At 57.7% G+C, this 26,838-nt stretch carries 28 protein-coding genes; 14 read left to right on the top strand and 14 right to left on the bottom strand.

The annotated features are described in order from the left end of the window. The first annotated feature begins 39 nt into the window (after nucleotides 1-39). Complete coding sequence (gene trxB / locus IE102_RS06925) at nucleotides 40-1,041, top strand: thioredoxin-disulfide reductase (RefSeq protein WP_189485664.1); 1,002 nt, start codon at nucleotides 40-42, stop codon at nucleotides 1,039-1,041. Nucleotides 1,042-1,082: 41 nt separating this feature from the next. On the opposite strand, the gene IE102_RS06920 is transcribed toward trxB, so the two are convergent. The 4 genes from IE102_RS06920 to IE102_RS06905 form a co-directional block, all read right to left on the bottom strand. Then, on the bottom strand, nucleotides 1,083-2,318 hold the full coding sequence (locus IE102_RS06920) for an endo-1,4-beta-xylanase (RefSeq protein ID WP_229807598.1): 1,236 nt from the start codon (nucleotides 2,316-2,318) through the stop codon (nucleotides 1,083-1,085). A 125-nt stretch (nucleotides 2,319-2,443) separates the two neighbouring features. Then, complete coding sequence (locus IE102_RS06915) at nucleotides 2,444-2,944, bottom strand: GNAT family N-acetyltransferase (RefSeq protein WP_189485663.1); 501 nt, start codon at nucleotides 2,942-2,944, stop codon at nucleotides 2,444-2,446. A gap of 9 nt (nucleotides 2,945-2,953) precedes the next feature. Further along, nucleotides 2,954-3,382: an alternative ribosome rescue aminoacyl-tRNA hydrolase ArfB gene (arfB, locus tag IE102_RS06910; RefSeq protein WP_189485662.1), complete on the bottom strand. Its 429-nt coding sequence runs from the start codon at nucleotides 3,380-3,382 to the stop codon at nucleotides 2,954-2,956. A 54-nt stretch (nucleotides 3,383-3,436) separates the two neighbouring features. Beyond that, nucleotides 3,437-3,904 (bottom strand): Dps family protein, encoded by a 468-nt coding sequence (locus IE102_RS06905; protein WP_189485661.1) that lies wholly within the window; start codon nucleotides 3,902-3,904, stop codon nucleotides 3,437-3,439. Between the two features lie 258 nt (nucleotides 3,905-4,162). Here IE102_RS06905 and nadA point away from each other — a divergent pair, with 258 nt between their 5' ends. The 5 genes from nadA (at nucleotide 4,163) to IE102_RS06880 (ending at nucleotide 8,339) form a co-directional block, all read left to right on the top strand. Continuing rightward, entirely contained in the window at nucleotides 4,163-5,284 is a 1,122-nt protein-coding gene (gene nadA / locus IE102_RS06900) for a quinolinate synthase NadA (protein WP_189485660.1), read from the top strand. A gap of 63 nt (nucleotides 5,285-5,347) precedes the next feature. Continuing rightward, nucleotides 5,348-6,898 carry an L-aspartate oxidase gene (locus IE102_RS06895; protein WP_189485659.1) on the top strand — a complete coding sequence of 517 codons (1,551 nt, stop codon included), beginning with the start codon at nucleotides 5,348-5,350 and terminating at the stop codon, nucleotides 6,896-6,898. Then, nucleotides 6,898-7,779 carry a carboxylating nicotinate-nucleotide diphosphorylase gene (gene nadC / locus IE102_RS06890; RefSeq protein WP_229807597.1) on the top strand — a complete coding sequence of 294 codons (882 nt, stop codon included), beginning with the start codon at nucleotides 6,898-6,900 and terminating at the stop codon, nucleotides 7,777-7,779. The genes IE102_RS06895 and nadC overlap by 1 nt, the downstream gene beginning before the upstream one ends. Nucleotides 7,780-7,839: 60 nt before the next feature. Further along, nucleotides 7,840-8,094, top strand: coding sequence for a type II toxin-antitoxin system Phd/YefM family antitoxin (locus IE102_RS06885; protein WP_189485658.1), 255 nt, complete (start codon nucleotides 7,840-7,842; stop codon nucleotides 8,092-8,094). Further along, nucleotides 8,091-8,339, top strand: coding sequence for a Txe/YoeB family addiction module toxin (locus IE102_RS06880; protein ID WP_189485657.1), 249 nt, complete (start codon nucleotides 8,091-8,093; stop codon nucleotides 8,337-8,339). Before IE102_RS06885 ends, IE102_RS06880 begins: the two co-directional genes overlap by 4 nt. Here IE102_RS06880 and IE102_RS06875 read toward each other — a convergent pair. The 5 genes from IE102_RS06875 to pgsA all read right to left on the bottom strand — a co-directional run bounded on the left by IE102_RS06875 (nucleotide 8,311) and on the right by pgsA (nucleotide 13,254). Next, nucleotides 8,311-9,429, bottom strand: a complete 1,119-nt coding sequence (locus IE102_RS06875) for an acyltransferase family protein (RefSeq protein ID WP_189485656.1) — start codon at nucleotides 9,427-9,429, stop codon at nucleotides 8,311-8,313. The two genes, IE102_RS06880 and IE102_RS06875, sit on opposite strands and share 29 nt — an antisense overlap. Nucleotides 9,430-9,552: 123 nt before the next feature. Beyond that, nucleotides 9,553-10,542 (bottom strand): HlyD family secretion protein, encoded by a 990-nt coding sequence (locus IE102_RS06870; RefSeq protein ID WP_189485655.1) that lies wholly within the window; start codon nucleotides 10,540-10,542, stop codon nucleotides 9,553-9,555. A 29-nt stretch (nucleotides 10,543-10,571) separates the two neighbouring features. Beyond that, nucleotides 10,572-11,273 (bottom strand): ABC transporter ATP-binding protein, encoded by a 702-nt coding sequence (locus tag IE102_RS06865; RefSeq protein ID WP_189485654.1) that lies wholly within the window; start codon nucleotides 11,271-11,273, stop codon nucleotides 10,572-10,574. Continuing rightward, nucleotides 11,270-12,409, bottom strand: coding sequence for an ABC transporter permease (locus IE102_RS06860; RefSeq protein WP_189485653.1), 1,140 nt, complete (start codon nucleotides 12,407-12,409; stop codon nucleotides 11,270-11,272). The genes IE102_RS06865 and IE102_RS06860 overlap by 4 nt, the downstream gene beginning before the upstream one ends. Nucleotides 12,410-12,630: 221 nt before the next feature. Next, nucleotides 12,631-13,254 (bottom strand): CDP-diacylglycerol--glycerol-3-phosphate 3-phosphatidyltransferase, encoded by a 624-nt coding sequence (gene pgsA, locus IE102_RS06855; protein WP_189485652.1) that lies wholly within the window; start codon nucleotides 13,252-13,254, stop codon nucleotides 12,631-12,633. 403 nt (nucleotides 13,255-13,657) lie between these two features. On the opposite strand from pgsA, the gene IE102_RS06850 reads away from it, so the two are divergent. Beyond that, complete coding sequence (locus tag IE102_RS06850) at nucleotides 13,658-13,885, top strand: hypothetical protein (protein ID WP_189485651.1); 228 nt, start codon at nucleotides 13,658-13,660, stop codon at nucleotides 13,883-13,885. A 20-nt stretch (nucleotides 13,886-13,905) separates the two neighbouring features. Here the strand turns inward: IE102_RS06850 and uvrC are convergent, their stop codons facing one another. Further along, nucleotides 13,906-15,819 (bottom strand): excinuclease ABC subunit UvrC, encoded by a 1,914-nt coding sequence (gene uvrC, locus IE102_RS06845; protein ID WP_373295582.1) that lies wholly within the window; start codon nucleotides 15,817-15,819, stop codon nucleotides 13,906-13,908. A gap of 376 nt (nucleotides 15,820-16,195) precedes the next feature. On the opposite strand from uvrC, the gene IE102_RS06840 reads away from it, so the two are divergent. Continuing rightward, on the top strand, nucleotides 16,196-17,260 hold the full coding sequence (locus IE102_RS06840) for an acyltransferase family protein (RefSeq protein ID WP_189485650.1): 1,065 nt from the start codon (nucleotides 16,196-16,198) through the stop codon (nucleotides 17,258-17,260). 2 nt (nucleotides 17,261-17,262) lie between these two features. On the opposite strand, the gene IE102_RS06835 is transcribed toward IE102_RS06840, so the two are convergent. After that, nucleotides 17,263-17,736, bottom strand: a complete 474-nt coding sequence (locus tag IE102_RS06835) for an NUDIX domain-containing protein (protein ID WP_189485649.1) — start codon at nucleotides 17,734-17,736, stop codon at nucleotides 17,263-17,265. Nucleotides 17,737-17,985: 249 nt separating this feature from the next. Between IE102_RS06835 and IE102_RS06830 the strand changes: the two genes are divergently transcribed. The 5 genes from IE102_RS06830 (at nucleotide 17,986) to IE102_RS06810 (ending at nucleotide 20,752) form a co-directional block, all read left to right on the top strand. Next, entirely contained in the window at nucleotides 17,986-18,744 is a 759-nt protein-coding gene (locus tag IE102_RS06830; RefSeq protein ID WP_229807596.1) for an SDR family oxidoreductase, read from the top strand. A 70-nt stretch (nucleotides 18,745-18,814) separates the two neighbouring features. Then, nucleotides 18,815-19,351 (top strand): 6-pyruvoyl trahydropterin synthase family protein, encoded by a 537-nt coding sequence (locus IE102_RS06825; RefSeq protein WP_189485647.1) that lies wholly within the window; start codon nucleotides 18,815-18,817, stop codon nucleotides 19,349-19,351. Continuing rightward, the gene (locus IE102_RS06820; protein WP_189485646.1) at nucleotides 19,348-19,701 is read left to right on the top strand and encodes a dihydroneopterin aldolase; all 354 of its coding nucleotides are present in this window, start codon (nucleotides 19,348-19,350) and stop codon (nucleotides 19,699-19,701) included. Before IE102_RS06825 ends, IE102_RS06820 begins: the two co-directional genes overlap by 4 nt. Further along, nucleotides 19,698-20,228: a DinB family protein gene (locus IE102_RS06815; protein ID WP_189485645.1), complete on the top strand. Its 531-nt coding sequence runs from the start codon at nucleotides 19,698-19,700 to the stop codon at nucleotides 20,226-20,228. The genes IE102_RS06820 and IE102_RS06815 overlap by 4 nt, the downstream gene beginning before the upstream one ends. A 122-nt stretch (nucleotides 20,229-20,350) precedes the next feature. Beyond that, complete coding sequence (locus IE102_RS06810; RefSeq protein WP_189485644.1) at nucleotides 20,351-20,752, top strand: DUF4870 family protein; 402 nt, start codon at nucleotides 20,351-20,353, stop codon at nucleotides 20,750-20,752. A gap of 101 nt (nucleotides 20,753-20,853) precedes the next feature. Here IE102_RS06810 and IE102_RS06805 read toward each other — a convergent pair whose 3' ends face one another. The 3 genes from IE102_RS06805 to uvrB all read right to left on the bottom strand — a co-directional run bounded on the left by IE102_RS06805 (nucleotide 20,854) and on the right by uvrB (nucleotide 24,533). Beyond that, entirely contained in the window at nucleotides 20,854-21,483 is a 630-nt protein-coding gene (locus tag IE102_RS06805; protein ID WP_189485643.1) for a DUF3617 domain-containing protein, read from the bottom strand. Nucleotides 21,484-21,571: 88 nt separating this feature from the next. Next, the gene (locus IE102_RS17845; protein WP_229807595.1) at nucleotides 21,572-22,045 is read right to left on the bottom strand and encodes a hypothetical protein; all 474 of its coding nucleotides are present in this window, start codon (nucleotides 22,043-22,045) and stop codon (nucleotides 21,572-21,574) included. 340 nt (nucleotides 22,046-22,385) lie between these two features. After that, on the bottom strand, nucleotides 22,386-24,533 hold the full coding sequence (uvrB, locus tag IE102_RS06795; protein WP_229807648.1) for an excinuclease ABC subunit UvrB: 2,148 nt from the start codon (nucleotides 24,531-24,533) through the stop codon (nucleotides 22,386-22,388). A 728-nt stretch (nucleotides 24,534-25,261) separates the two neighbouring features. Here uvrB and IE102_RS17840 point away from each other — a divergent pair. Continuing rightward, complete coding sequence (locus tag IE102_RS17840; protein ID WP_229807594.1) at nucleotides 25,262-26,485, top strand: cell wall hydrolase; 1,224 nt, start codon at nucleotides 25,262-25,264, stop codon at nucleotides 26,483-26,485. Nucleotides 26,486-26,838 lie beyond the last annotated feature (353 nt).

Raw genomic sequence — 26,838 nt, 5'->3', positions numbered from 1 at the left:
TTGGCGAATCCATTTCACATCTGATCAGAAGTTAGCCTCATGTCCTTACCCCGCCCGCTTCGTTGCGCCATCATCGGTTCCGGCCCCGCCGGCTGGACTGCCGCCATCTATGCCGCGCGCGGCCTTCTGCATCCGGTCGTCTTCACGGGCCCGCAAGCCGGTGGCCAGCTAACCATCACCACCGATGTTGAAAACTATCCTGGTTTTTCGGAGGTGATCCAGGGGCCGTGGCTGATGGATCAGATGCAGGCTCAAGCCGTCCACATGGGCACCGAAGTCATCAATGATATCGTCGTCAAGGCTGACCTGTCTAAGCGTCCATTCCTGCTGGAAACCGAAACCGGCGCGACTTACCTTGCCGAAACCGTCATCATTTCGACCGGCGCGCAGGCCAAGTGGTTGGGGCTGGAGTCGGAAAAAACCTATCAGGGGTTTGGTGTGTCGGCGTGCGCTACCTGCGACGGTTTTTTCTATCGCAATAAGGTCGTGGCTGTGGTCGGCGGCGGCAATACCGCCGTCGAAGAAGCGCTGTTCCTGACCAAGTTTGCCTCAAAAGTTTATCTGATCCACCGCCGCGAAGAACTGCGTTCAGAAAAAATCCTCAGTGAACGTTTGCTGGCCGACCCCAAGATTGAGCCGATCTGGAATGTCGGCATTGACGAAATCCTGGGCGATACCAATGAATTCGGCGCAATGGGGGTTACCGGCGTGCGCCTGAAACACGTTCAGACCGGCGAAAAGTACGAAATCCCGCTCGATGGTGTGTTCATCGCCATCGGCCATGCGCCGTCCTCACAACTGTTTGCCGGTCAGCTTGAGACCAATTCCGGCGGCTACCTGCGCGTGACACCGGGCACGCCCAAAACAGCTATTGAGGGCGTATTTGCCGCTGGCGATGTGACCGACGATGTCTACCGTCAGGCGGTGACCGCCGCCGGTATGGGCTGCATGGCGGCGCTGGAGGCCGTGCGCCTGCTGGCCGAAGAAGACCATCACAAAGGCCACAACACCGAAAACACAGCCAAGATAGGGGCGTACTAAAAGTAAAGGGCCTATGAAAACAGGCCCTTTACTTTATCTTCTTACGGCACAAACGCCGGATCGACCACCGCCCAGAAGGCTGATTTCGGATTACCTGCCGTATCAAATAGCAGCGGCAGGTTCAGGCGCGTCACCGGAAAGGTCGAAAGCCACGTATGATTATCGGCCACGCCCCAGGTGGTGACCGACTCGACACTGGCCCGGCTGGCAAAGATATTATACATCGCTCGGTATTGCAGGGCCTGCGTGCGTAAGGTTGTGGTCACTGCCGCAGAGCCTGCGACAAGGCCCGTCACGCACCCCGTCTGATTGGCAAAGCATGAGCCCGGATCGGTATAGAAGGAAATATCAAGCTCCGTCACATGGTTGATCAGCCCCTTGGCCTCAACCTCAATCAGGGCCTGCTCGACCTGTGCGGCGCTGGGGTAGGTCGTGGAGATATGGAACTGGTGCCCCACCCCGTCAATCGGTACACCGCGGTCGAGAAGGGTCTGAATAACCGTCATATAGCGGGCGCGCTTGCCGGGGTCTTCGGTGCTGTAATCATTGATGAACAGCTCGACATCGGGATCAGCGGCCCGTGCCGCGCGGAACGCGATATCAAGATAGCTGTCGCAAAAAATCTGATACCATTCAGAATTGCGGTAGGTTGATCCGGCGTCATCGCTGGTCGGTTCATTGACCACATCCCAGGCGTAGATCTTGCCCTTAAAATGGGTGACGACATCGGTGATATAGGTCTCAAGCCGTTGCCGCACGATGGCCCGAAACGCCGTCATATCGCTGCGGTCACCGGCAAAAAACCATGCTGGTGTCGACGAATGCCAGACCAGAGCATGACCGCGCACGGCGATGTTGTTGGCCTGCGCAAAGTTCACCACCTGATCGGCGGGACCGTAGTTATAGACACCGGCACTGGTGCCAATCGTCTGGGCCTTCATGACGTTCTCAGCGGTGATTGAACCGGCGTGCTTGATCAGTATGGCCTGACTGGGGGCATCATTGATCCACGCAGGATCAGCGGTAAAGCCGACCTTGAACTTACCGTTGAAAAAGGTTTTCAGCGCCGGGGCTGTCGCCGGATCGGGCAAACTCCCCGCGCTGGATGACGACGATGAACTGGAGGAGGACGAACTGGATGACGATTCCCCGCCGCTGCCAGAGGACCCGCCCCCTCCACCTCCTCCACCACCGCAGGCAGCCGTAGCCAGGATCGCACCGCTGCCGACCGCACCCATGAGGAAGCGACGGCGATTTTGTGCCGTTGTCTTTGTCATTGTATTTCTCCCGTTGTTAGCACCTCTGTTTGGATCGGGCGCTGTTAGCGGTAACAATGACAGATGTGGATAAGGTGTCAATACACCCAAGGTATTGTAATATTAATGAAAATCTGGTGATACACTTAGAGGCAAAGGCCTAAGATCAGGTCATCTTCAAAGCTGCCATCGGGTCTGCGCACCCGGTTTTTGAGGCGGCCTTCTGTGACGAATCCCAGACGATCATAGAGTTTCAGCGCGCGGATATTGCTTTCGCGGCACATCAACTCAATGCGGTTAATGTGCGAAAGTTGGCCGCGCACCCGCGCAATATAGGCCTCGAATAATTGCTGCCCCAGCCCCATGCCTTGCGCATCCGGGCTTAAGGCAATCGTCAGATCAGATAGACAATGACCAAACTGGGCGGGCTGCGGCGCATAGGCGTGCAGCGATCCGATAAGGCCAGCCTCCCCCTCAACCACCATGATCAGGCCACGCTCAAGCGCCTGCGCGACAAAGCCCACGATATAGGCGCGCGAAATCTCGGCCTCGGTCCGCGCAAGGCCCTCACCTTGACGAGCCACCTGCCGGTAGAGATCATAAAGGCTGTCGATGTCGGCTGAGGTGGCGGGGCGGATATCAGTCATCTTCGTGTATCACTCATCTTCATCTTGCGGTCGCTGGCGGTTGGATTTGACGGTGGCGCGAATGGATTTTCCGACCAGACGGCGCTGTTTGGCGCCATAAGTCGGTTTGGTGGCGATGCGGGGCGGTGGCGGGGGTGCGGCGGCCTTTTGCAGCAGTTCGACAAACCGCTCGCGGGCGGCTTTGCGGTTCATGTCCTGCGTACGGTGGGTCTGCACAAACAGCACCAGCACGCCTTCCTGTGTGACGCGCCGACCGCCCAGCTTGATCAGTCGCATCTTGACGTCATAGGGGATGGTCAGGTTCTCAAAAATCGAAAACCGCAGTTCCACGGCGGTCGAGACCTTATTGACGTTTTGCCCGCCCGCGCCCGATGACCGGACGAAATTTTCCGTCAGTTCAGCTTCGTCAACAGAGATGCGGGGGGTAATAAACAGCATAGCCCGGTTTGTATCCAAACCGGGCTATGATTCAACTGGTTTCGCTTAGGTTCGTTAAGACAGCGTCGCCTTGATCATCCACAGATGCTTTTCGTGGGCGGTCAGGCGCTGGGTGGCCAGATCGGCTGACGACACATCGCCGACCTCTTCCGACAGTTCAACCACACTTTTGAGGGTGGCGATGACGGTTTCGTGGCCGGATTTCAGGTCTTTCAACATATCTTCGGCGGACAAGGTCGGGTCGCCGTCCTTGATCGACGTCAGGTTGCCGAGCGCCGAACCCGACTGCGGGGCCAGTTCGCCCAGGGCACGGATGCGTTCGGCAATATCGTCGATCGCGTTCCACATTTCGGTGTACTGCTCCATGAACAGAGCGTGCAGCGAAGAGAAGGTCGGCCCCGTCACGTTCCAGTGGTAGCCGTGGGTTTTCTGATACAGGGTATAGCTGTCGGCCAGCAGTTTCGACAGTTCGTGGGCGACTTTTTTGTCGTGATCAACAGCAGACGCTTTGGAAGCGGCCATGGGTTTATCTCCTTAATGAATCCGGTATGGGATATATGATAATGCCCACATAAATATGCAATTAAATCCTTCGGTATCACCCGAAATGAACCATAAAGAACCGATGCTTAAAGCGTGCGCCATGTCACCGCATCGTCATATTTATTTGGCCCCTGTGCAAAATGGGCTTGAATAGTTCCGAGATAGGACTATTTTAATGACACCTTATGCTAAAAATGAGCATAAGGTGTTGCCCTTGCGGTTGTACAGGAGAGGCCCATGCCTTCGACTACCCTTGAGTTCACACCCGCCGCTAAGGCCCCGCCTGTGGCGCTGGACTTTACCCCGCAGGTCGAGGCCGACACCGCCGATATCTATGCGCGCCTCAAAGGCAAGGTCTCCCCCATCGAATGGCAACTTCAGGCCCCGCTGATTGCCGAAATCAACCGCCTCAAGCGCGACATGAACGCGGTTATTCTGGCCCACAACTATATGACGCCGGAAATCTTTCATGGCGTCGGCGATTATGTCGGTGACTCACTTGGGCTGGCGCGCGAAGCGGCCAAATCCAAGGCCGACATTATCGTGCAGGGCGGCGTGCACTTCATGGCCGAGACCTCAAAGATTCTTGCCCCTGAAAAGACCGTGCTGATCCCCGATCTACGCGCCGGCTGTTCGCTGGCCTCAAGCCTGACGGGTGACCAACTGCGGCTGATCAAGCAGCGCTATCCCGGCCTGCCGGTCGTCACCTACGTCAACACCACCGCCGATGTGAAGGCCGAAACCGACATCTGCTGCACCTCAGCCAATGCGGTGCAGGTCGTCGAACACATTGCCAAAGAATGGGGGGTGGACCGCGTCATCATGGTGCCGGATGAGTTCCTGGCCCGCAATGTGGCGCGTCAGACGAACATCGGCATCATTGCCTACAAAGGCGCGTGTGAGGTCCATGAACGCTTTGATGCCTCGGACATTGCTGATGTGCGCGCCGCCCATCCGGGCGCGATTGTGCTGGGCCATCCTGAATGCCCGCCGGACGTGATTGCCGCCTGCGATTTCACGGGTTCGACCACCGCCATGATCGACTATGTGACGGATCACAAACCTAAGCAGGTCGTGCTGGTGACAGAGTGCTCGATGGCCGACAATGTCGCTGCCGATGTTGAAGGCGTAGAGTTCCTGCGACCGTGCAATCTGTGCCCGCACATGAAGCGCATTACGCTTGACGGCATCTATCAGTCGCTGCTGCACCGTCAGTATGAAGTGACCGTCGATCCCGCGATCATCGACAAGGCCCGTCTGGCTGTGCAGCGCATGATCGATATGCCGCCTCTGAAAGTCCCCGCCCGTTACGACATGATCAAGGCCCGCCATCATGTCGATGTAGAACTGATCAGTTAAGTGGGGTCACGGACCCCACACCCCTTAAATATATCAGGGCCACTAAGGCCGCTGGAGGCACTAATGCCTGAGACCTATATTCATAACGGCCCGCTGGTGATTGGCGCAGGATTAGCCGGTTTATCCGTCGCTCTATACACCGCGCCGCTGAAGACGCTGGTGCTGGCGCCGGTGGCCTTGGGCGTGGCCTGCTCCTCGGCCTGGGCGCAGGGCGGGATCGCCGCCGCCCTGTCGGATCAGGACACCCCCGAAGCCCATGCCAGGGATACCCTCGATGCTGGCGCCGGTATCGTTGATCCGCTGGCCGCCAAGACCCTGACCGACATGGGCCGCCATGTGGTTGAGCACTTGTCTGACCTCGGCGCCCCGTTTGACCGTAACACCGATGGGTCCTTTGTGCTCAACCGCGAAGCCGCCCACGGTCTGGCCCGCGTCGCCCGTGTCGGGGGCGATCTGGCCGGTAAGGCCATCCTGGCCGCCGTCGCCGAAGCCGCCCGTAACGCGCCTCATATCGAAATCTGGGAACAGGCCTTCGCCACCGGCCTGATCATGTCCATCGACGGCGCGGTCATCGGCGCGGTCGTCAGCTTTGAGGGCAAAACCCTGCACGTCTATGCGCCGGTCACGGTCATGGCGTCCGGCGGCTTAGGTGGGCTTTATGCCGTCACCACCAACCCGCCCAACCTGCGCGGCGACGGCATGGCGATGGCCGCTCTGGCGGGTGCGGTGATCGCTGACCCTGAGTTCGTGCAGTTCCACCCAACCGCGCTCAATGTCGGCCTCCACCCCGCACCGTTGGCGACCGAAGCCCTGCGCGGCGAAGGGGCGACCCTGATTGACAAAGACGGCATCCGATTTGTGTTGGAAGACCATGAAGACGGCGAACTGGCCCCGCGCGATATCGTCGCCCGCGCGGTGCATAAGGCCAATGTCACCGGCCGCGGCGCGTTCCTGGATGCCACGGTCGCCATTGGCGCGCACTTTCCCGCAGAGTTTCCGACTGTGTTTGCCTCATGCCAGAGCGTCGGCATCGACCCGCGGACCGAGCCCATGCCCGTCGCCCCCGCCGCCCACTATCACATGGGCGGGATTTCGACCGATATCCACGGGCGCTCATCGCTCAAAGGGCTTTATGCGGTCGGTGAATGTGCCTCGACTGGCGTTCACGGCGCCAATCGTCTGGCCTCCAACAGCCTGCTGGAAGCTGCCGCTTTCGGGGAACGGGTCGGCCTTGAGTGCGCGCAGACCTTAAGCGATGCGCCATTCACACCGGATACGGCCACCGCAGTCATCCCGGCCTTGCCGCCCACACTCCCGCCGGAAAATCTGCAAGCCTTACGTGACGCCATCAGCCACTACGCCGGGGTTGTCCGCGATGAAACCGGCCTGAAAACCCTGTTAAATCAGATCGAAGACCTCGAAAACCAATATACCGGATCGCTGGCGTTGATAAATGCGCGCCTGATTGCACTTTCGGCCTTGCGCCGAAAGGAAAGTCGGGGTTCTCATTACCGGAGCGACTTCCCCCAGCTTAGTGATACGCCGCTTCGGACGTTCACGACCTGGGCACAGTGTCGCCCAAAACTACCGGAGCCCCAACTGGAGATCATCTGATGGACAAAGCCGTAGCCCCCGCCAAAGCCTTAAGCATGATGACGGGTCTGCCCGACATATTGGTCGAGCCTGTTATCCGCGATGCTTTGCGCGAAGATCTGGGGCTGGCGGGTGATGTCACCGGCATGGCCTGTATCCCGCCCAAGGCGCGCTTTAAGGCCGAGTTCCGGGCGCGCGGCAATGGCGTCACCGCCGGTATCGACTGCGCCCGACTAGCTATGGCTTTGATGGATCATCAGGTGCGGTTTGAAATCGTGGCCCCCGATGCAACCCACGTTAAGGCCGGTGATGTCATCGCCCGCGTCGAAGGCAATGCCCGCGCCATTCTGGCGGCTGAACGCGTCGCGCTGAATATGCTATGCCACCTGTCAGGGGTGGCGACCCTGACCCACAAATTTGTCGCCTCCATTTCCGATCTGCCCGCCCGCATCGCCTGTACCCGTAAGACCACGCCCCTGCTGCGCGGTCTTGAAAAACATGCGGTGAAATGCGGCGGTGGCCATAACCACCGCTACGGCCTCGATGACGCGATCCTGATCAAGGACAACCATATCGCCGTCTGCGGCGGCGTCGCTCAGGCGATGGAGCGCGCCAAGGCCGCCGCCGGTCACCTGATGAAGATCGAACTCGAAGTCGATTCTATCGCTCAGTTGAAACAGGCCCTGCCGTTTTCGCCCGACGTACTTCTGCTCGATAATTTCACCCTCGATATGTTCAAGGAAGCCGTCAAACTCGCCAAGGGCAAGACGATCCTTGAGGCATCGGGCGGGGTTAACCTTGATACCGTGCGCGCCATCGCCGAAGCGGGCGTTGATATCATTTCCATCGGTGCCCTGACCCACTCAGCGCCTGTGTTCGATATCGGACTGGACGCGGTGTAATTCAACGACCTTGTGTTTTGCGGCAAATTATTGTACAAAAATAAGTACAAGGATTTTGCCATGAAACACGTAACCTATTCCACCTTTCGCGCTGATCTGGCCAATATGCTGGATAAGGTTAATGATGATCATGTGCCGCTGCTGATTACCCGTCAGAACGGTCGTCCGGCGGTCGTCATGTCGCTGGAGGATTTCGCGTCCTGGCAGGAAACGGCCTATCTGATGGCCAGCCCGAAAAACGCGGAAAGACTGCGCCGGTCGATTGCTGAACTCGAAGCGGGGGACGGCACTGTTCGCAACCTGATCGAAGAATGAAGATCATATTCGCCGAGGATGCCTGGGACGATTATCTTTTCCAATCTGATAAAGCTCAACTCAAACGCATAAATGCGCTCATCAAAGATATACGCCGCCACCCGTTTGAAGGCATCGGCCAACCGGAGGCCCTCAAGCATGATTGGGCTGGCTTCTGGTCGCGCCGCATAGATCAGGAGCACAGGTTTATTTACCGCGTGATGGATGACGCAATTCTTATAGCCCAGTGCCGCTACCACTACTGAGCCGCTTCTGCACCCACTGGCTTAAGGGCCGGTCAACCAGCGCCTCGAATACAAACGCAACCACAATGGCCGTAACAATCCCACTGCCCCAGACGGCCCATTGCGCGGTCACGGACAGGTCGAAACGGTCGGTGACTTTCGGGATAAGGGCAAACCAAACGGCTCCGACCAGTGAATGGGTCAGGAACAGTGAAAACGACGCCCGTCCCATCTGATGCGTCAGGTGATTGCCGCGCAAACTCACCGCCCCGCCAAGGCCAATGATCGCCGCCAGCAGAGATAGCCCGATCACATCGCTGATCAGGCCGCGCCCTTGGGTTTCCAAAGCCACAATCGCCAGTACCGCCGCCACAAGACCTGCAAAAAAGGCGGATTTTTCAATGCTGACCGGAGCCAGTAACCGCTCGATCAGGGTGCCGGCCACAAACAATGGAACCGCCCGCATCAGGGCAAACCGGAATGGCAGGTCGGCAAAAGCATGGTCGACAGCGTGCGCCCCCGCAAACGCTGCCACCATGACTACCGTCAAAAGTGCAGCCAATCCCGCGCGTGACATGGTCTGCACATGGCGGGCATAGAGCGTAAACAGAGCGTAACATACAATCAGGGCCGACAGCGTCCAGGTCGGTACGTTCCAGCCCGGCTCCTCAAATCCGCCCCAGCCGTGGACCATGAACACCTGAGACACAAAGTCGATCAGGCTATATTTTTCCGGATGGTTCGGTGGATAACCCAGCGCCGTTCCCCCGACGATCAGCACCGCCAGTAACAGCAAAACCACCATATGAGACGGCCACAACCGCCCGATCCGGCGCAACATAAACGTCCCCGTCGCTATGCGTCCGGCGGCCAACCGCGCCCCGTAAGCCCGCGACAGCACAAACCCTGACAGGATCAAAAAGAAATCGGTCGCCAGCCAGCCCTGATCAAACAGCGGTGACAGCTCAGGCAGAATGACCGGCGCGTTCTGGCCAAAATGGTACACAAGGATGAACCCTGCCGCCAGAAACCGCAGGACATCAAGGCTGGCGGCCCCTTTGCGCGGAACCGCTTCAACTCTGGCATCTCGGGGGCGGGAATCGCTGTTCATACAACCTCTTAGATATTCAACAGTGAGGCGGTGCAATAAGCGGGCCGAAAAAAAGCCCCCGGCCGGTAAAGGCACGGGGGCAGTTGGCTCGAAAGAAACGATACGCTTTAGGCTTACTCGAACTTATTTCTTAGCCGCTTTCGGATCGACCGGCTTGGGCGCCTCACGCTTGATGCCCGCCTTTTCACCGGGCTTCATGAACTTGACCAGCACGCGCTGCCCGATCAGGAACGGAGCGTCGTTGGCGGTGACCACCACTTCGACAACGCGCTCATCGGACGCTTCGGTATTGCTGTCGGATTTCAGCTTGCGGGCCCCAAAGGTGGCGGCGATGCGCTTAACCGAGCCGACATAGGTTTTGGTTTGCTCGACTTCGGGGATGATTTCGACTTCCTGACCGACCGTAACGTCAGGAATCGAGCTTTCGACGATTTCAGCGCGGATGATGCGCTCGGTCTTAGGCTCCAGATCGAACATGGTCGAGACGTTAAGGGTCGACGCCCCCGCCCCCGGATTGGCATAGCGGCGCACGATGCGGCCATCAGCCGGGGCGATAATGCGGGTTTGTTCCAGATCGTACTGCGCCTGCGCCAGCGACGCGCGGGCGGTTGCCACCCCGGCCTGCTGCGACGCCAAAGTCGCTTCGGCCTCACGGATAGCGTCGCGGGTCGAGTCGATCTTGGTGCCGGACACGAAATTGTCCTTAGCCAGGGCATTATAGCGCTCAAATTCACGTTTGGCCGTATCGATCCTAACCTGCGTCAGGCGCATGGCGGCGGTCGATTCCTGCACGGCAGCGGCGGCACGCGCCACGGTCAGGCGGGCGGCGTCATCTTCCTGCTTGGCCAGAATCTGGCCCTTGGTGACCGCATCACCTTCCTGCACATAGACTTCATCGACGACACCGGCACGGCGGGCGGCGACTTCGATCACCCCGCCTTCGACGTCGACCTTGCCATTGGCGATAGCGGCATAGGGGGTCGGCGGGGCCTTGACCTCGGTCTTGCCCTTATCGGCTTGCGGCCCGCAGCCCGACAGACCCGCAGCGGACAGCACCGCGATGGGCAGGGCCAGCATCACCGATTTCATAAGTTTTGAGCGTCTGACTGACATGATATTTCTCGTGTACATCTTAATTGTTTTCAGGTGAGCGGCGTAATCTGGCGGTCATCCAGAATTTTGCCATCTTCCATGTGAATAATGCGGTCGGCATAGGCTTCAAGGCGCGGATCGTGGGTCACGCAGATCACCGCCGCCCCATGTTCCTTGGCCGCCCGGTGCAGCAGCTTAATGACCACCTGACCGCTGACGGAATCGAGCGCCGAGGTCGGTTCATCAGCAAACAGCAGTTGCGGGTTCTTCGACAGGGCGCGCGCAATGGCGACCCGCTGCTTTTCCCCACCCGACAATGCCGCCGGAGTCTGGCGCAAACGGTGCTCCAGTCCCACTTCGGTCAGGGCCGCAATCGCACGCTGGCGGGCCTCCGGGCCCTTGACCTTGCAGAATTTCAGCACCTGCTCGACCTGCTGGGTGGCGTTGAGCGCCGGAAACAGATTGAAGCCCTGAAAGATAAACCCGCAGTGATCGAGGCGGAATTTATCGATCTTAGCCTTCTTCTTTTTCCACAGGTCTTCACCCAGGGCAATGACCTCACCCTCGTCAGGCTTCATCAACCCGGACAAAGCGGCAATCAGGGTCGACTTGCCCGACCCGGACGGCCCCATGACCATGGTCACCTGACCATGATAGGCGTTGAAATCGACATGGTTAAGCACCTGCTGCTTGGTCTTGCCGATCTTGTAACTCTTGGACAACCCCTTGGCGTCAATGGCAATATTACTCATCTTAACAAGTCCGCAGGCTGGCTTTTCTTAAGGATGCCAAGCGAAAATAGGCCCGACAGAATGGCAATGATGAGAAGCATGAACACGACCGGAATGACGATGCTCATCGGAAAATCCATCGGCACAGCATACGCATTCGCCAGAGCCGCCACACCGGCAACCAGCACCGCCGTCAGGCCAAGGCCCGCAATGCCGACCCACAGGGACAACTCCATAATGATCAGCCGCAACCTGCCCATCGATACCCCCAGCGCCCGCAGGGAAGCGAACTCCTTGATATTGGCAAGGATCGCCCCCTGAAGGGTCTGCCAGGTGATGACGATACCGATAAAGATACCGACGACCACCGCAAAGCCGATCATGATCGAGATGCCGCCTTCTTTCATCATCGTGCCCTGATTGGCAACCGACAGATCTTCGCGAGTCCAGGCCTTGAACTGGCCGCCGCCGATGGCGTTAAGCTCAGCCACGACCTGCTTGGCACGGGTCGGGTCCTTGACCTTGACCAGCAGCGGGCCAACACGCGGGCCTTCGTAGACAATGCCCAGCAGGCGGGCCGTCTGGCGCGAGGTAAAGACCATCGAATTGAACATGGACGGATAACCATCGACCGTGGCGCGGATATTGACCGTCTGACCGTTCATCTTGGCCTTATCGCCCAGCCCCACGCCCAGCTTACCCAGCACCGAACGGTCAAGCACGACCGCATAGGGCTCTTGCAAAGCTTGCATAACCGGCTCTGAGAAATCGCTAGGCAGGGTCACCGAACCCTCGAACGGATCGATCACGATGACCTGAACCCCGTCGGACTTGGCGGTCTGGCCGTCCTTGGGGAAGTTGGAAAAGTTGGCCCAGCTTCCGTTCATCGGCATGACTTCGGCCACTTCCGGATGCTGATACAGCATCGGGATAATCCGGCGCGGCTGGCCGCCGGAATTGGCAAACAGGCTTTCCGACTGCGGCGGCAGCACCATGATATGGGCGGGAGACCTGTCAATCGTATTGGTAAACGACTTGGCCATGCCCATGAACATACCGCTCATGGCCAGAACCAGCAGCCCGGCCACGGCCAAGGCGATAACAGCGGCCAGATACCGGCGCCATTCAAAAATCAGGGTAGATAAAGCTAAAGACATAGAACCCCTTCCTCACTGGCTTCAACATCTTAGCTTTTGCAACAAAGGTCTAATTAAATCGGTGTAATGCACATTACCGTTTGTTCAGGAGTAGACTTTCTACCTTTTACACCGCCGCTGAAATCGTGAGATTTGTGGCGAGTAATAGCTGGCAAACGACGCGGGTACACTTAAGTACCCGCTAGTGCAGACCGCGTATTAATCGACCAAAGACCGCGATTTCAAATGTCGTGCTTGGCGGCGATAAAGTAAGCCGCGCCCGTCCAGACGGTGATGGCGGCGGCGATCCAGATCAGGCCATATGAAATCAGCGACATCATCGGCACATGGATCGGGTCGAAATCAAAGGCGGCCCAGCTTTCGGTCAGGAGCAACAGGCCCAGCGCCACAAGCTGAATGGTCGTCTTCCACTTGGCCAGCAGGGTCACAGGCACGGCCACGCCGCGTCCGGCGGCAGCTTCGCGCAGGGCGCTGACGGCAAATTCACGGAACAGGATCAGAGCGGTCGGCAGGGCGATTACCGGCTGGGCCCCCAGGGCGAACAGACCAAGGATCGTGCCGCAGACCAGAATCTTATCGGCGATCGGATCAAGAATGGCGCCCCAGCGCGTTTCCGCGTGCATCTTGCGCGCCAGATAACCGTCGGCGAAATCGGTAACCGAAGCCACCACAAAGGCCACACAGGCCCATCTTTGCATGGCGAACTGGTCGTCGATGGTAAGGTACGCGCTCAGGAACGGTACGCCCCCCGCCGCCCCGGCCAGCAGCACGAACATGACCAGCCCGACCACCAGACGCACGGCCGTGATGGCATTGGGAATGGGGCTGACGTTCTCTTTGGTCATGGGGAATCTCTGCGATTTAAACTGGTTGTTCTTTTGGCATTTAATCACTCAGCGCTCAAGCCGCGAAGCAGTAGCGCGCCGAAAAACCCCACATTCAAGGGGCAAATGGCAATGCCTCACTTAGGCGAGCCTGTTTCACAATCGCACAACCTTTAGGGGGCATATGTCCCGCAATCGATTAATTTGCGACCCATAGCGCCCGCACACACCCATCTGTGAGCGAATCCTCCCGCCTAATTTTTATAAGTATATCATAAAGATAGCGGGATTGGTCTTTATCAGGACGGTTTATCCCATAAGCGGACGGCGGCGGCCCGCTTTATGCACTGAGGTAACTAAATGGCCTGTTCGGCGCGCAAACGCCCACAGGCTCAGGTTTCAAGTCAAAAAGGCCGGTAATATCATGTCGATAATGTCCCCGTTCCAAAACGAAGCGTCAACTGAGCGCCGCGACCATAGCTGGTTGGGCTGGGTATTTCTCGTATCGTGGGTGGTTGTGATCGCCCTGACGGTCATGGTGCACAAAACCGCTACGGATTTCACCCATGCCTACGCCCTGCCGCTGATCGCAGGCAGCCTGTGGATGTCGATCTATCTGCTGTTCCTGACGCCGGATCTCAAGGCGGACTAATTTTCCGTCACGGCTAAAAATCAGCCGTGAAAATAATCATATATTTTCTGAGCCATAGCGGCATTGATGCCTTCGATCTTGATCAGATCTTCGACGCGGGCTTCCCCCACTTCGCGGGCTGAGCCAAAAGCCTGCAACAACGCGCGTTTACGGCGCGCGCCGATGCCGTCAATCTCATCAAGCGGGTTTTTAGTCAGGGCGGCGGCCCGTTTTTGACGGTTCGCCCCAATGGCATAACGGTGGGCTTCATCGCGCAGGCGTTGCAGGTAATATAAAACCGGCGATTTCGGCTCCATCATGAACGGCAACCGCCCCGGCATGAAAAAGCGCTCCATGCCCGCGTCGCGGTTCGGCCCCTTGGCCACCCCGACGATCTTTATATCGCTCATGCCCAGCTCATCCATGACGCCCAACACGGCATCAAGCTGCCCCTGACCACCGTCCACCAGCACCAGATCGGGCTTGCCAAAGCCTTCGTCTTCTGAGGCATCCGATGCTCGGTTTTTCAGGCGCAGGAACCGCCGGCGGAACACTTCGCGCATCATGGCATAGTCGTCGCCGGCCACCGTATCGAGGTCGCGAATGGTGAATTTGCGGTACTGGCCCTTCATGAACCCTTCGGGGCCGGCGACGACCATGCCGCCGACCGCATGGGTGCCACTCAGGTGGGAGTTATCGTAGATTTCGATCCGCGTCGGCGGCGCGCCCAGCCCAAAGGTCTCCGCCACCCCTTGCAGCAGTTTAGACTGCGCCGATTGTTCGGCCATGCGCCGCCCCAAAGCTGCCTTGGCATTGTTGCGCGCGTGCTGCACGACATCAAGCTTTTCGCCGCGCTGCGGGCAGGTGATCTGCACCTTGCGGTCGGCTTTCAGGCTTAACGCCTCCATCATCAGGTCGGGCTCGCTCAAACCGTGGGAGATCAGCACCAGTTTCGGCACCGGCTTATCCTGGTAGAACTGCCCTAGAAACGCGTCCAGAATATCGCCTTCAGAGTCGGAAATATCAACGCGCGGGAAATAGGCCCGGTCGCCCCAGTTCTGCCCTGCCCGGTAAAACACGCTCTGGACGCAGGCATAACCGCCTTCGGCATGGACGGCGAAGACATCGGCCTCGGCCTCGTTCAAGCCCACCGACGACGACATGACCACATGATTAAGCGCCCGCATCCGGTCGCGCAGATGGGCGGCGCGCTCAAATTCCATATCCTCAGACGCCCGCATCATGCGCGCCGACAGGTCTTCGATCACCGCGCGGCTCTTGCCATTCAAAAAGGTCTGGGCCTGTTTGACTAGCTCACCGTAAGCTTCGAGGCCGATCTCACCCGTGCACGGCGCCGAACAGCGCTTGATCTGATGCAACATGCACGGCCGGGTGCGGCTGGCGTAAACATTGTCGGTGCAGGTGCGCAGCAAAAACGCCCGTTGCAGGGTATCAAGCGTGCGGTTAACCGCCAAAGTCGAGGCAAACGGCCCGTAATATTCGCCCTTGATACTGTGTGAGCCGCGGTGCTTGGTGATCTGGGGCGCTTCGTGGTCCTTACGCACCAGAATTTCAGCAAAGGATTTATCGTCGCGCAGCAGGACGTTGTAGCGCGGCTTGAGCGACTTGATCAGGCGCGCTTCCAGCAGCAGGGCTTCACCCTCGGTTTCGGTGCGCACCAGCACCATTTCGCGCGTCAACGACACCATGCGGGCGATGCGGTTGGAGTGGAACCTACCTTGCGCATACTGAAGGATGCGTTTTTTTAAGCTCTTGGCCTTACCGACATACAGAACCTCAGAGTCCGTGCCGATCATGCGGTAGACGCCGGGCTTATCGGGCGCGAGCGCCGCCTCCTTGCGGATCAGCTCACCGCCGATCAGCAATTCGTTCATCGCCTCAAGATCAACCGGCGGCATGATCGGCGCATCGTCTTGAATCGGTTCGTCAGTCAATCGGGGTTCCTGTTAAAACTCCCTCTCCCCGTTCACGGGGAGAGGGCTGGGGTGAGGGGCACTTATAGAGTGTGAGGGCATTCACGATAGCTGAAAATATCGGCGCCGTTTTGCCCCTCATCCGACCTGACGAAACGATAATACCGTTTCGTCAGGTCACCTTCTCCCCGTGAACGGGGAGAAGGGAAAGACTCGAAGCTCATCAGATGGATAAATAAGCTGCACTTTGATCAATACAATCTCTTTTTGTTCTCATCACGGCATTTTGCCCCTTGCCATTTCAAACAGACCGGATAGGGAAGCGGTTATTCTTTGACGCGCATCTTATCCGAAAACCGCTTCACACTTTTCGGGATGCGCTCCGCCCCTGTCCTAAATGTCTACTGAGCACCCTGAGATTAAATCCGAGATCAAGGCCCTGACCGGCCTGCGCGGGATCGCGGCCATCTATGTGGTGCTGTACCACATGACGGGCCATTACCATTTCCCCGACGCTATCCGGCCGTTCATCAAGCACGGTTATATCTCCGTCGATCTGTTCTTTATCCTCAGCGGTTTCGTCATGGCCCTGACCTATGGCAAGCTGTTTATTCACGGCTTCAAGTGGCCGGATTATAAGCGCTTTTTGTGGGTGCGGCTGGCGCGGGTCTATCCGCTATACTTGCTGATGACGGTGATCACCGCGATCCTGATTGTCACCGTGCTGGGCAAGACCTATTTCCGCGAAGATATTGTGCGCGCAATCATTCCCAACCTGACCATGACGCAGGCGTGGGGGCTGGCCAATTCAATTGTACGCCCAACCTGGTCGATTTCAACCGAGTGGATGGCGTACCTGTTGTTTCCGACGTTTGTGTGGGCGGCGTTGCGCGCGCCTAAACGGGTGGCTATGGCAGGCGCGGCGATAAGCTTAAGCGTGCTGGCCCTGATCGCCTTTGGGCCGACCGTCTTAGCCAAGACTGAACTTTTGCGCCGTACCGGCCCGCTTGATATCGCGTCATCCTATGCGCCGGGAACCATGCTGAGATGTTTGGCGTCGTTCTTTATCGGTCTGGTCGCTTACCGGTTACGCGATTTCGTCAGCGCCAAATGGGTCACCCCGACCGTCATTGCCATCCTCGCCCTTTTGTTGTGGCGGTTCAGCGATATAGCCCTGATTGCCGCATTTATGGTGCTGATCATGGCCCTAAGCCACGATCAGGGGTCTATTGCCCGCGCCATCAATGTCAACTGGGTACACGGGCTGGGGCTGTTGTCATACGCCATCTACCTTATCCACGACGCGGTGCTTTACCTGATGTTCAAGGCCGCCCCGCCCCTGCCCGGCCCCAAGGAACTATGGCTGATCATAAGCATGGCCGTTACTATCGGCCTGTCAGCGCTGGCCCACTATGGCTTTGAAGTGCCTTCACGGCGCTTCATTCGCCGGTTTGTGAAGTAGAACTACCAGAGGGGATCAGCCGGAAATCCCCGCATCGCCTCATTGATCCGGTTAAGCGACCCGCGATTGGTATCTTCGGGCAGGTCGTCGATCGCAAAAAAATCGACATTCTTGATTTCCCCATGCGAGGTCATGTCGCCCGCCTCAAACTGATCGACCCGAAACAGCAGGACATGATCGCCGGGAAAGAACTGTTCGTTGGAATGGACAGACAGCAGTTTCGGCGCTTCCCGCGCGATCACCCCGGCCTCTTCCTTAAGCTCACGCACCACCGCATCACCGGCGGTTTCGCCAGCATCGACGCCCCCGCCCGGCAGCCACCAGCCCTTGAGGTAGGTATGCTCGACCAGCAATACTCGCTCGCGCTCATCAACCACCAGCCCGCGCACGCCCAAGGTCTTGCCCCGCGTCATGCGCGAATGGGCAAAGAACAAAGGCCTCGTATAGGGCTCAACAACGCGTTTCCAGTCTTCCATGCAGGTTACTTCAATTCTGAATTGTTATTTTAGTTGACGCGCATCTGATCCCTAAACCGCTTTATACTTTTTGGGATGCGCTTAGGTCATATAAAAAGACAACCCGCTCCGATGCAAGGCTTGTCACAGCTAAACGGTCAGGTTACACCAATCACAAATATGTATGGGAGATGACGATGGTAGCCATCGGTGTGCTGGCCTGTTTTCTGGGCTTTATAGTGGCTTTGAACCTGATTGATTTTGGCCGTATTGACTAACCCCTCTAAAGCCGCGCTGGTCACGGGTGCCGCCAAACGCATTGGCCGCGCCATCGCCTTTGAACTGGCCCGTCACGGCTATGATATCGGCGTCCATTATGGCCGCTCAGAGGCTGACGCGCGCGCGTTAGTGGCCGAACTGTCGGCGCTCGGCGTCACGGCGGTCGCCGTTCAGGCCGACCTGAGCGACACCCTAAGCGTCAAGGCCCTGCTGCCCAAAGCGGTAGGCGCACTTGGGCCGATCAGCCTTCTGGTCAATAATGCCTCGGTCTTTTCCGATGACCGGCTGGGGTCGATGACCGAGGCAAGCTGGCAATCCCACATCGACACCAACCTTAAGGCACCCGTGCTGTTGTCTCAGGCTTTTGCGGCCCAAGCATACATCCCTGACGGTGCCTCGATCATCAACATCATCGACCAGCGCGTGCTGAAGCCCTCCCCGCCGTTTTTCAGCTATGGCCTGTCCAAGGCCGGCCTGTGGCACGCGACCCGCACCCTGGCGCAGGAACTGGCACCTAAAATCCGCGTCAATGCCGTCGGCCCCGGCCCGACCCTGCCGTCGATCCACCAAAGCGCCGAGGATTTCGCCGAAGAAGCGCGCGCGATCCTGCTGCAAAAGGCGACCACACCGCAGGAAATTGCTTCCGCCGTTGCCTATCTTGCGACCGCACCTTCGGTCACCGGACAGATGATTTGCGTCGATGGCGGCCAGCATCTCAACTGGCGCACCCCCGATATGGCGGGGCTGTAACCCTCACATTATTTGACATCGGGCTCCATATAGGCTTTTAGCAATCGACCTGCTTACCCATATTGGTTTCATGCCCCAGATTCAGTTCACCCGCCGCTTTTCTATGGCCCACCGCCTGCGCGCCGACGCCTCGTCGAAGTGCCTGACGCCCCATGGCCATAATGAGTTCGTCAAGGTGACCCTGAAAGCCAAGCCCTCGGCCCCGGCCGTTGCGTGGGGTGATCGTAACTATGCCTTGAGTTTTGAGGCGCTGAAACGCGACTGGCACGCCTTCGTCGATAATGCCCTCGACCACGCCTTTCAGCTTGGCCATGACGACCCGATGATCGGCTATTTCCGCAGCCATGAGCCGCAACTGCTGCCGCGCCTGCTGGTGATCAAAGGCGACCCCACCACCGAAGCCGTGGCTATGGCGCTCTATCACAAACTGGGGGCCATCCTGTCCGCCCATGTGCCGGATTTCGAGTGCGTGCGCTTTGAAATCGAAGAAACCCCGACCAACAGCGTCATCCTCACCCTCGAAGATCTGGCCGAATGTAACTTTGACTTCGGGGCCTGGACGCACCGCCCTGACCACAGCATAAACGATCTGGAGCCTGCCGCATGAGCCTGAAATCCCGTAAGATTTTCGTCCGGGGTTTAAAGGTTGAGGCCGCGATCGGAATCTATGACCATGAACATGGCCGCACCCAGCCCCTGATCATCGATGCCGTCATCACCGTCGGCACCCACCCCATCCACGGCCTGAAAGACACGCTCAACTATGAGCTTGTGGGGCAGTTTGCGCGCGATATCATCGCCCGCGGCCATATCAAGCTGGTTGAGTCTCTGGCTGAGGACATCGCCACCCATCTGCTGGAACTGCCGATCGCGCAGTCGGTCGAAGTCACCATCAACAAGCCCGAAGCCTTAAGCGATGCCGATCAGGCTGGCTGCACCGTAGTTATGGAGCGATGACCCAGAAAGCCGCCCTTCACCTGCTGGCCCAATATAATCAGTGGATGAACGCCAAACTGATCGCAGCCATCCGCCCGATTAGTCATGACGATTTGTGGGCCGATCGCGGCGCCTTTTTCGGCTCGGTCATGGGCACGCTTAATCATCTGATCGTCGCTGACATCATCTGGGGCAAGCGTTTGGCAGGCCATGCGGCCAGCAGCGCGCTCACCCCTATCCATGATTACCCCATACCATCCGGGCTCAATGCCGTGCTTTTTGAGCGGCTTGACGATTACATCCCGGCCCGTCAGGCGCTGGATCACTTAATGATCACCTATATCGATAGCTTAGGTGACGCCGCCCTTGAGTCCCCGCTCAGCTATGTGCGTGGCAACAATGAACCCCACACCAAGCCCCTCGGTCTCGTCCTGACCCATATCTTTAATCACCAAACCCATCACCGTGGCCAGACCACGACCTTGCTGTCGCAGATGGGTGTCGACATTGGCGTGACGGACATACTTGTGCTCATCCCAGAGGTTTAACCACTTGCGTCTCCGCCGCTTTGGTTTTTATACCTTTGACGCGCATTTTGTCCAAAAAACCGTTTCACACTTTTTGGAATGCGCTCTAATCTGATCACGTCCTTATTTATCAGTTAGTGATCATGTCCTCCGAAACGCCTGCCCCCTTGTCCGACAAACCCGCGTCCCAGCTCAAAGCCTTTTTCGGCAATCCGCGTCTGGTGCCGATGATCAACTACGTGCTGTTCTTTATTTTCCTGATGAGCCTTGGCTTTACCGGGATTCTGGCGATCACCCTGATCTACCTGTTTCAGGACAATGCCCCCGACTGGCTGAAATCCCATTATGAGTTTCAGAAGCGCACCTTCTGGATCGGGATTGCTATGGTGATATTGCTGATCGTGATTACCGGCCTGAAAATCCCGTTTCTGGCCTGGGTTGCGTTCGGCAGCGTCTTTATCTGGACCGTCGGCCGCAGCGTGGTCGGCTTCAACCACCTGGTCCACAACCGCCCATACCCAACCCCCAAAGGCTGGTTGATCTAGAGCAAATTTCGCTCATATTGATCGTAAATTTGCTCTGATTTTTTAGTGGTCGCTCTTTCTCATCCATCAAGTGATTCCACTTGATGGGAAAACGCTCTAGCCTACTGGCCTTCGGGCGGAACCACCGACATATCAAACAGGTTCATCTTGACATCACCGGGCATGATGACATCGCCGCCCTTCATGCTGGACGGGCAGGCTCCGATCCGGCGCGATTTGACGGTGATATTGACGACGCGGTTCATGTGCTCCAGCGCCGCCCCGGTGGTCTGAGACCGTGCCGTGAAGGTGTAGTTTGACGTGTAGTCGCCGATGAACTTGCCGTTGATTTCGGTCTTGCCGCCTGAGCCCATGTCACATTCGGCAATCATGGCCCAATAGGGCTTGCCGTCTTCGTCTTCCATGCGCGACACCGCCGTCTTGGTGCATTTATCGCCCGACAGGTCGTTGCCGGTGATCCCCAGATGCTTATCGGTCTCGGCATCGATGCAGATTTTCATGACCGGCGCCACCCCGTCAGAGCCTTCTTCGGAATAGGCGGTCTCCCACAGGCCGGGCTTGCGGGCGGGCATAGGCTCCATCGGCGGGGGTTTGGGCGCTTCGACCACAGGGGCTGGCGCAGGTGGCGGCGCCTCTTCCTTTTTGCCGCAGGCTGACAAGGCCAGCAAGACGGCGACACCTATGGCGGTACTTATTACGGTACTGGCGAAATCCTTGGATGAGACGCGCATAGTACCTCCGCTGACACGATGATGACCCGCTTTCATAGGAAATTATCCCAAGGATAGCGAGTCATTTTCAGTGGACGCCACCAAAGCCTTAGTTGCGCTTAGTGATGGCTTGCAGGGTTTGCAGGGTGCGCGGCAATTCATCGGCCAGACGGCGGCACAGTTCGCGCGACCCGACCGAGTAGATGTCCCCGCCATCAGCGATATCGAGCGCCATCTTGGCGGTCGCTTCCAGCAGCACTTCAAATTCCAGAATTTGCTCACGCGCCAGACGCTTGGCCTCTTCCTGAAGCTTGCGCACGCGTTCATTGCGGCTTTCACCCTTGGCCAGATAAGCCTCAGCCATGGATGCGGTCACGCTGACTTCAGGCAGATTGATCGACGTCATATCGAGCGCAATCGTGGCCAGAGTCCCGTTGTGGGGCCCGCCATCGCCATTAAACCCAGCTTCGATCACATTGCTGTGGCCATTCATATGCCCATTGGTCGCGTGACCATTTGAGCCATTTTCCTTGCCGTGCGGCTTAGAGACAGGCGGCACGACATTTAAACGAGTTCTACGCATCCTCTTTAACCCCACAATCCGTGTTTTTAACGCTATTACAATTGGACACTGCCGCAGCAGACAGGCCAGGTTATGCACAGGCCGGGCCACCGCGAAATGGTGCCCTATTGCCCGTCGTAAAGGCGTTTTTCCCTTTTCGTGCCACATTAGCACATTTAAGTCTCAGCGGTGTGACATTTTGCGACAGCTAAGCTGTGATCACGCCCTTGTTATTTATTTATATTTACACAAACACCGAACACACATCAGTGCGCAAATAAAGCTCCAATCGGTCATTAAAAAGCGATAGGCATATGACTTATGCACAGAAACCGTGGCCACATAGTCACAGTATAATAGCTTACCCCTCCCCGCCACTTATCATGTCGCGGGCAAACTCCAGATCGAGCAGTTTCAACCGCTTGACCTCATCGCGCAGACGGGCGGCCTCCTCGAACTCCAGATTGCTGGCCGCCTCACGCATGCGCGCCTCCAAATCCTTAAGCGTCGCCTGAAAGTTGGACCCCAGGAACGGCTTGCTGTCCTTTTCGGCCACACCCATAGGTATACTCACACGATCAGCTTTTTCGTATGGGCTGTCAAGAATATCAGCAATACCCCTCTTTACGCTCTCAGGCGTAATGCCGTGCTCGGTATTAAAGGCCAGTTGTTTTTCACGGCGGCGGGTGGTCTCAGACAGGGCCCGCTCCATCGAGCCGGTCATCTTGTCGGCATAGAGAATGACCCGGCCGTCAACATTCCGCGCCGCCCGCCCGATCGTCTGGATCAGAGAAGTCTCAGAGCGCAGGAACCCTTCCTTATCGGCATCCAGTATCGCCACAAACCCGCATTCGGGGATATCCAGCCCCTCCCGCAGCAGATTGATGCCGATCAGCACATCAAACGCCCCTAGCCGCAGGTCGCGGATAATCTCAATCCGCTCCAGCGTGTCGATGTCGGAGTGCATGTAGCGCACGCGGATGCCCTGCTCGTGCATATATTCGGTCAGGTTCTCCGCCATCTTCTTGGTCAGAACCGTGACAAGTGACCGATAGCCCTGCTTGGCGACGTTACGCACTTCGGCAATCACATCGTCAACTTGATTGGCGCCGTCCTTGGAGACCGGACGGATCTCAACCGGTGGATCAATCAGGCCGGTCGGGCGAATAACCTGCTCGGCAAAGACCCCTTGGGTGCGCTCCATCTCCCACTTGCCGGGCGTGGCTGACACATAGACCGACTGCGGGCGCATAGCGTCCCATTCCTCGAACTTGAGAGGGCGGTTATCCAGACACGACGGCAAGCGAAAGCCATATTCCGACAGGGTCGATTTGCGCGCAAAGTCGCCCTTATACATGCCGCCGATCTGCGAGACCGAGACATGGCTTTCGTCGACAAACAACAGCGCGTTTTCCGGCAGATATTCAAAAAAGGTCGGCGGCGGATCGCCCGGATTACGGCCGGTCAGGTAGCGTGAATAGTTCTCGATGCCCGCGCAGGCCCCGGTCGCCTCCATCATCTCAAGGTCAAAGGTCGTGCGCTGCTCAAGGCGCTGAGCCTCCAGAAGCTTGCCCTCGGCCCGCAACTGATCCAGCCGAAGTTTAAGTTCGGCCTTGATGCGGTCGATAGCCTGTTTCAGGGTCGGGCGCGGGGTGACATAGTGGCTGGCGGCATAGACCTTAAGGTCGTTCAGGTCGGCAGTTTTCTTGCCCGTCAGCGGATCAAACTCGGTCAGGGCCTCGATCTCATCGCCAAACAGCGAAATCCGCCAGGCCCGGTCTTCATAGTGGGCCGGAAAAATCTCGATAACATCGCCCCGCCGCCTAAAACTGCCGCGCTCAAAGGCCATGTCATTGCGTTTGTATTGCAGCGCCACCAGATCGGCGCGCAGTTGCGCCTCATCAATCACCTGCCCGACTTTCAGCTCAAAGGTCATGGCGGTGTAGGTTTCGACCGAACCGATGCCGTAGATGCACGATACGGACGCCACAATGATCACGTCATCGCGTTCCAGAATCGCCCGCGTCGCCGAATGGCGCATCCGGTCGATCTGCTCGTTAATCGACGAATCCTTTTCGATATAGGTGTCGGTGCGCGGGACGTAGGCTTCGGGCTGGTAATAGTCGTAATAGGAGACGAAATATTCGACGGCGTTATCCGGAAAGAACGCCTTGAACTCACTGTAAAGCTGCGCCGCCAGCGTCTTGTTGTGCGCCATGATCAGGGCCGGACGCTGGGTCTGCTCGATGATCTTGGCCATGGTGAAGGTTTTGCCGGAGCCAGTCACCCCCAGCAGCACCTGATCGCGCTCATGGCCCTCAATCCCCGCCAGCAGATCGGCGATCGCCGTTGGCTGGTCGCCGGCCGGCTCGTACGGCGCGTTGAGGCGAAAGCGCTTACCGCCCTCAGACTTATCGGGCCGCTCAGGCTTATGCGGCACCCAGGTGGCAGGATGGGAAAAATCAGCCGCAAACGCCCCCGAATGATCCGAAAAGCCGGACGGGGCCATGTCTGAAACGGAAAACGGCGCGATGAGATGAGCCGAGGACTTAAAATGAGAACGTGTCATGAACACAATGTAGCTTTTTAAAATAAAAAGGAAAGATGCCAACACAAAATGTTTCAACCGTGTCCCTTTTGCGCCCACCCCTCCGCACACGGCCTATTGACATGTATTCGCTCACACCCGGCCCCGCCGAATTTCCTCATAGAGATCAAGGCCATTTACCGCCCCTGTGGATAGCCGCATCCCTCAATACGGTAAAAATCAGCCACGGCACCCGCTTAAAACTTTATTAACAGGCCATTAAATTGACCAACGCGCGACGAATACAGAACAGCTCAACAATAAAAATAAGGCAAACCGAAAAGACAAAGTAATTTATACTCACAAAGTCCTGTCAATATAAATCGCATTAACTACGACACGCCACCCCTATGAACTCTAGCTATAGTCTATTGTTATAAGGCAGAACTGTGCTAAGTTCAGATCATATTCAGGGCGAACACATTTCCGCCACATTTGTGATGTTAACCGCACCTCCGAACGCGGTGGCCCTGTTATCCTTGCCAGTGCTTCAGGGCAGGCCCGCGCGGCAAAAAGCCGTAGGTTCAGACTTTAAGTTAGTACGCTTAATTGAGTTGAATTTTACGCACCTTTTCCGGGGAGCCACAAAGGCTCTCGTCACATAGGACTCGAAACCTTTGGTTTTGAAACTTAACCTGCGTGTTCCGAAGATGAACCTCGCCACAAAGCTTAAGGTATCGCGCACCAAAGCGCGGGCCATGATGGCGGCGTCATCTATCGGCCTCCTGCTGGGCGCTGCCGTAGGCGCAGCCTGGCTGGGCGGGCACATGTCACGCAACTCCAACGTCCACTCTCAGGCTGAACGCCTGCTTGACGTCGCTGATAACGGCTTTGCGGACGAACACTTTCTGAATATGTCTGCCGTGGCACCAGTGCGTGCCCACGCCCCTCATAACACGATTGCCCTCTCTACGGATCAAGCCTCCGTTGACCGCAGCGCCATGGCGATCGCCATGCGTTACGATCCGGCCGTCAGCCCGTCACAGGCCCTGCGTGACCGCCAATCGATCCTGCTGGCCCAGAACCTGTCGTCTTTGCGCGCCGATCCGCACCGCCCTCAGCGCCAGATCAGGGTTCGTAAACAACCCAGCCATGACGGCGCTCAGATCGTTCAGGCCAGCCTTGGGATGGGCCTCAGCAAAGAGGGCCTTCTGGGCCGTCCGCGCTCTCAGGCCGCAGCGCCCTTCGCACTTGATAACCGCTCCCGCAGCGATATGGACTGCCTGACCCAGGCCGTCTATTACGAAGCCCGCGGCGAAACCGAAGCCGGACAACGCGCGGTGGCTCAAGTTATTCTGAACCGCGTCCGCCATCCGGCCTACCCCAAGACCATCTGCAATGTGGTCTATCAGGGCGCCTATCACCGCACCGGCTGCCAGTTCAGCTTTACCTGCAATGGCGCTCTGGGCCGCCGCGTTGAAAACTGGGCCTGGAAGCGTGCCGAGAAGATCGCCGCAGACGCCCTGTCCGGCCATGTGATGGCCAGCGTCGGCACCTCGACCCACTTTCACACCACACAGGTTAATCCGTCTTGGTCGGGCCGCATGGACCGGATCGCCACCGTCGGCAGCCATGTCTTTTATCAGTTCAAAGGCGCCCGCTCCCAGATGGCGCGCAATAACCGCGGTATAAGCCCGTCTGCCGCCCCGCAACTGGTCAAGGCGCCGGAAACCGAGACCGTGATCGAAGCGCCCGCCGATGACGTCACGACCGTTCTGAACCGTCAGCAGGCCCCGGAAATCCGGGCCATGCAGGTAACCGATACCCTCAAAGGACAGGCCGCAAATGAGCTGGTCAGCACCCTGACCAAGCCCGCCAAAGCGGCTCAGGCAGACAAAACAGCCTCTGGCACAGCCTCTGGCGACGCGTCTTAAGGCTAAAAACCGGCCTGAAATCGTTAATGGCTCAAAATTTAAGGCCCTGCCCTCCGGCGGGGCCTTTTCCATACCAAAGCCATACCGATGAAGACCTTAGCCTGCGCCCAGCCAGCCTGACCGCGGCCATAAAGGGCGTTGCGGCCCCTCTAATATGGTTAACAGGACGGCCGGTAACCATCTTCCTTTACCCTGTTAGGAATTCGACAACTATAATCTGACATGTTTGCGCCCAAGGCTTGAGGTCTGCGACTCATGCCGTGAGGCCGATTGATTCGGTATTCACGCACCGACCCGTGGATCACAGGCGATGGAGGATGCTCTTGATATCAGGGGGGCAGCTTCTTTCTTTA

The sequence above is a fragment of the Asticcacaulis endophyticus genome (assembly GCF_014652575.1).
Classification (GTDB): domain Bacteria; phylum Pseudomonadota; class Alphaproteobacteria; order Caulobacterales; family Caulobacteraceae; genus Asticcacaulis; species Asticcacaulis endophyticus.
Note: the sequence above shows the minus strand (reverse complement) of the source record. Positions and strands in the feature narration are given on the sequence as shown.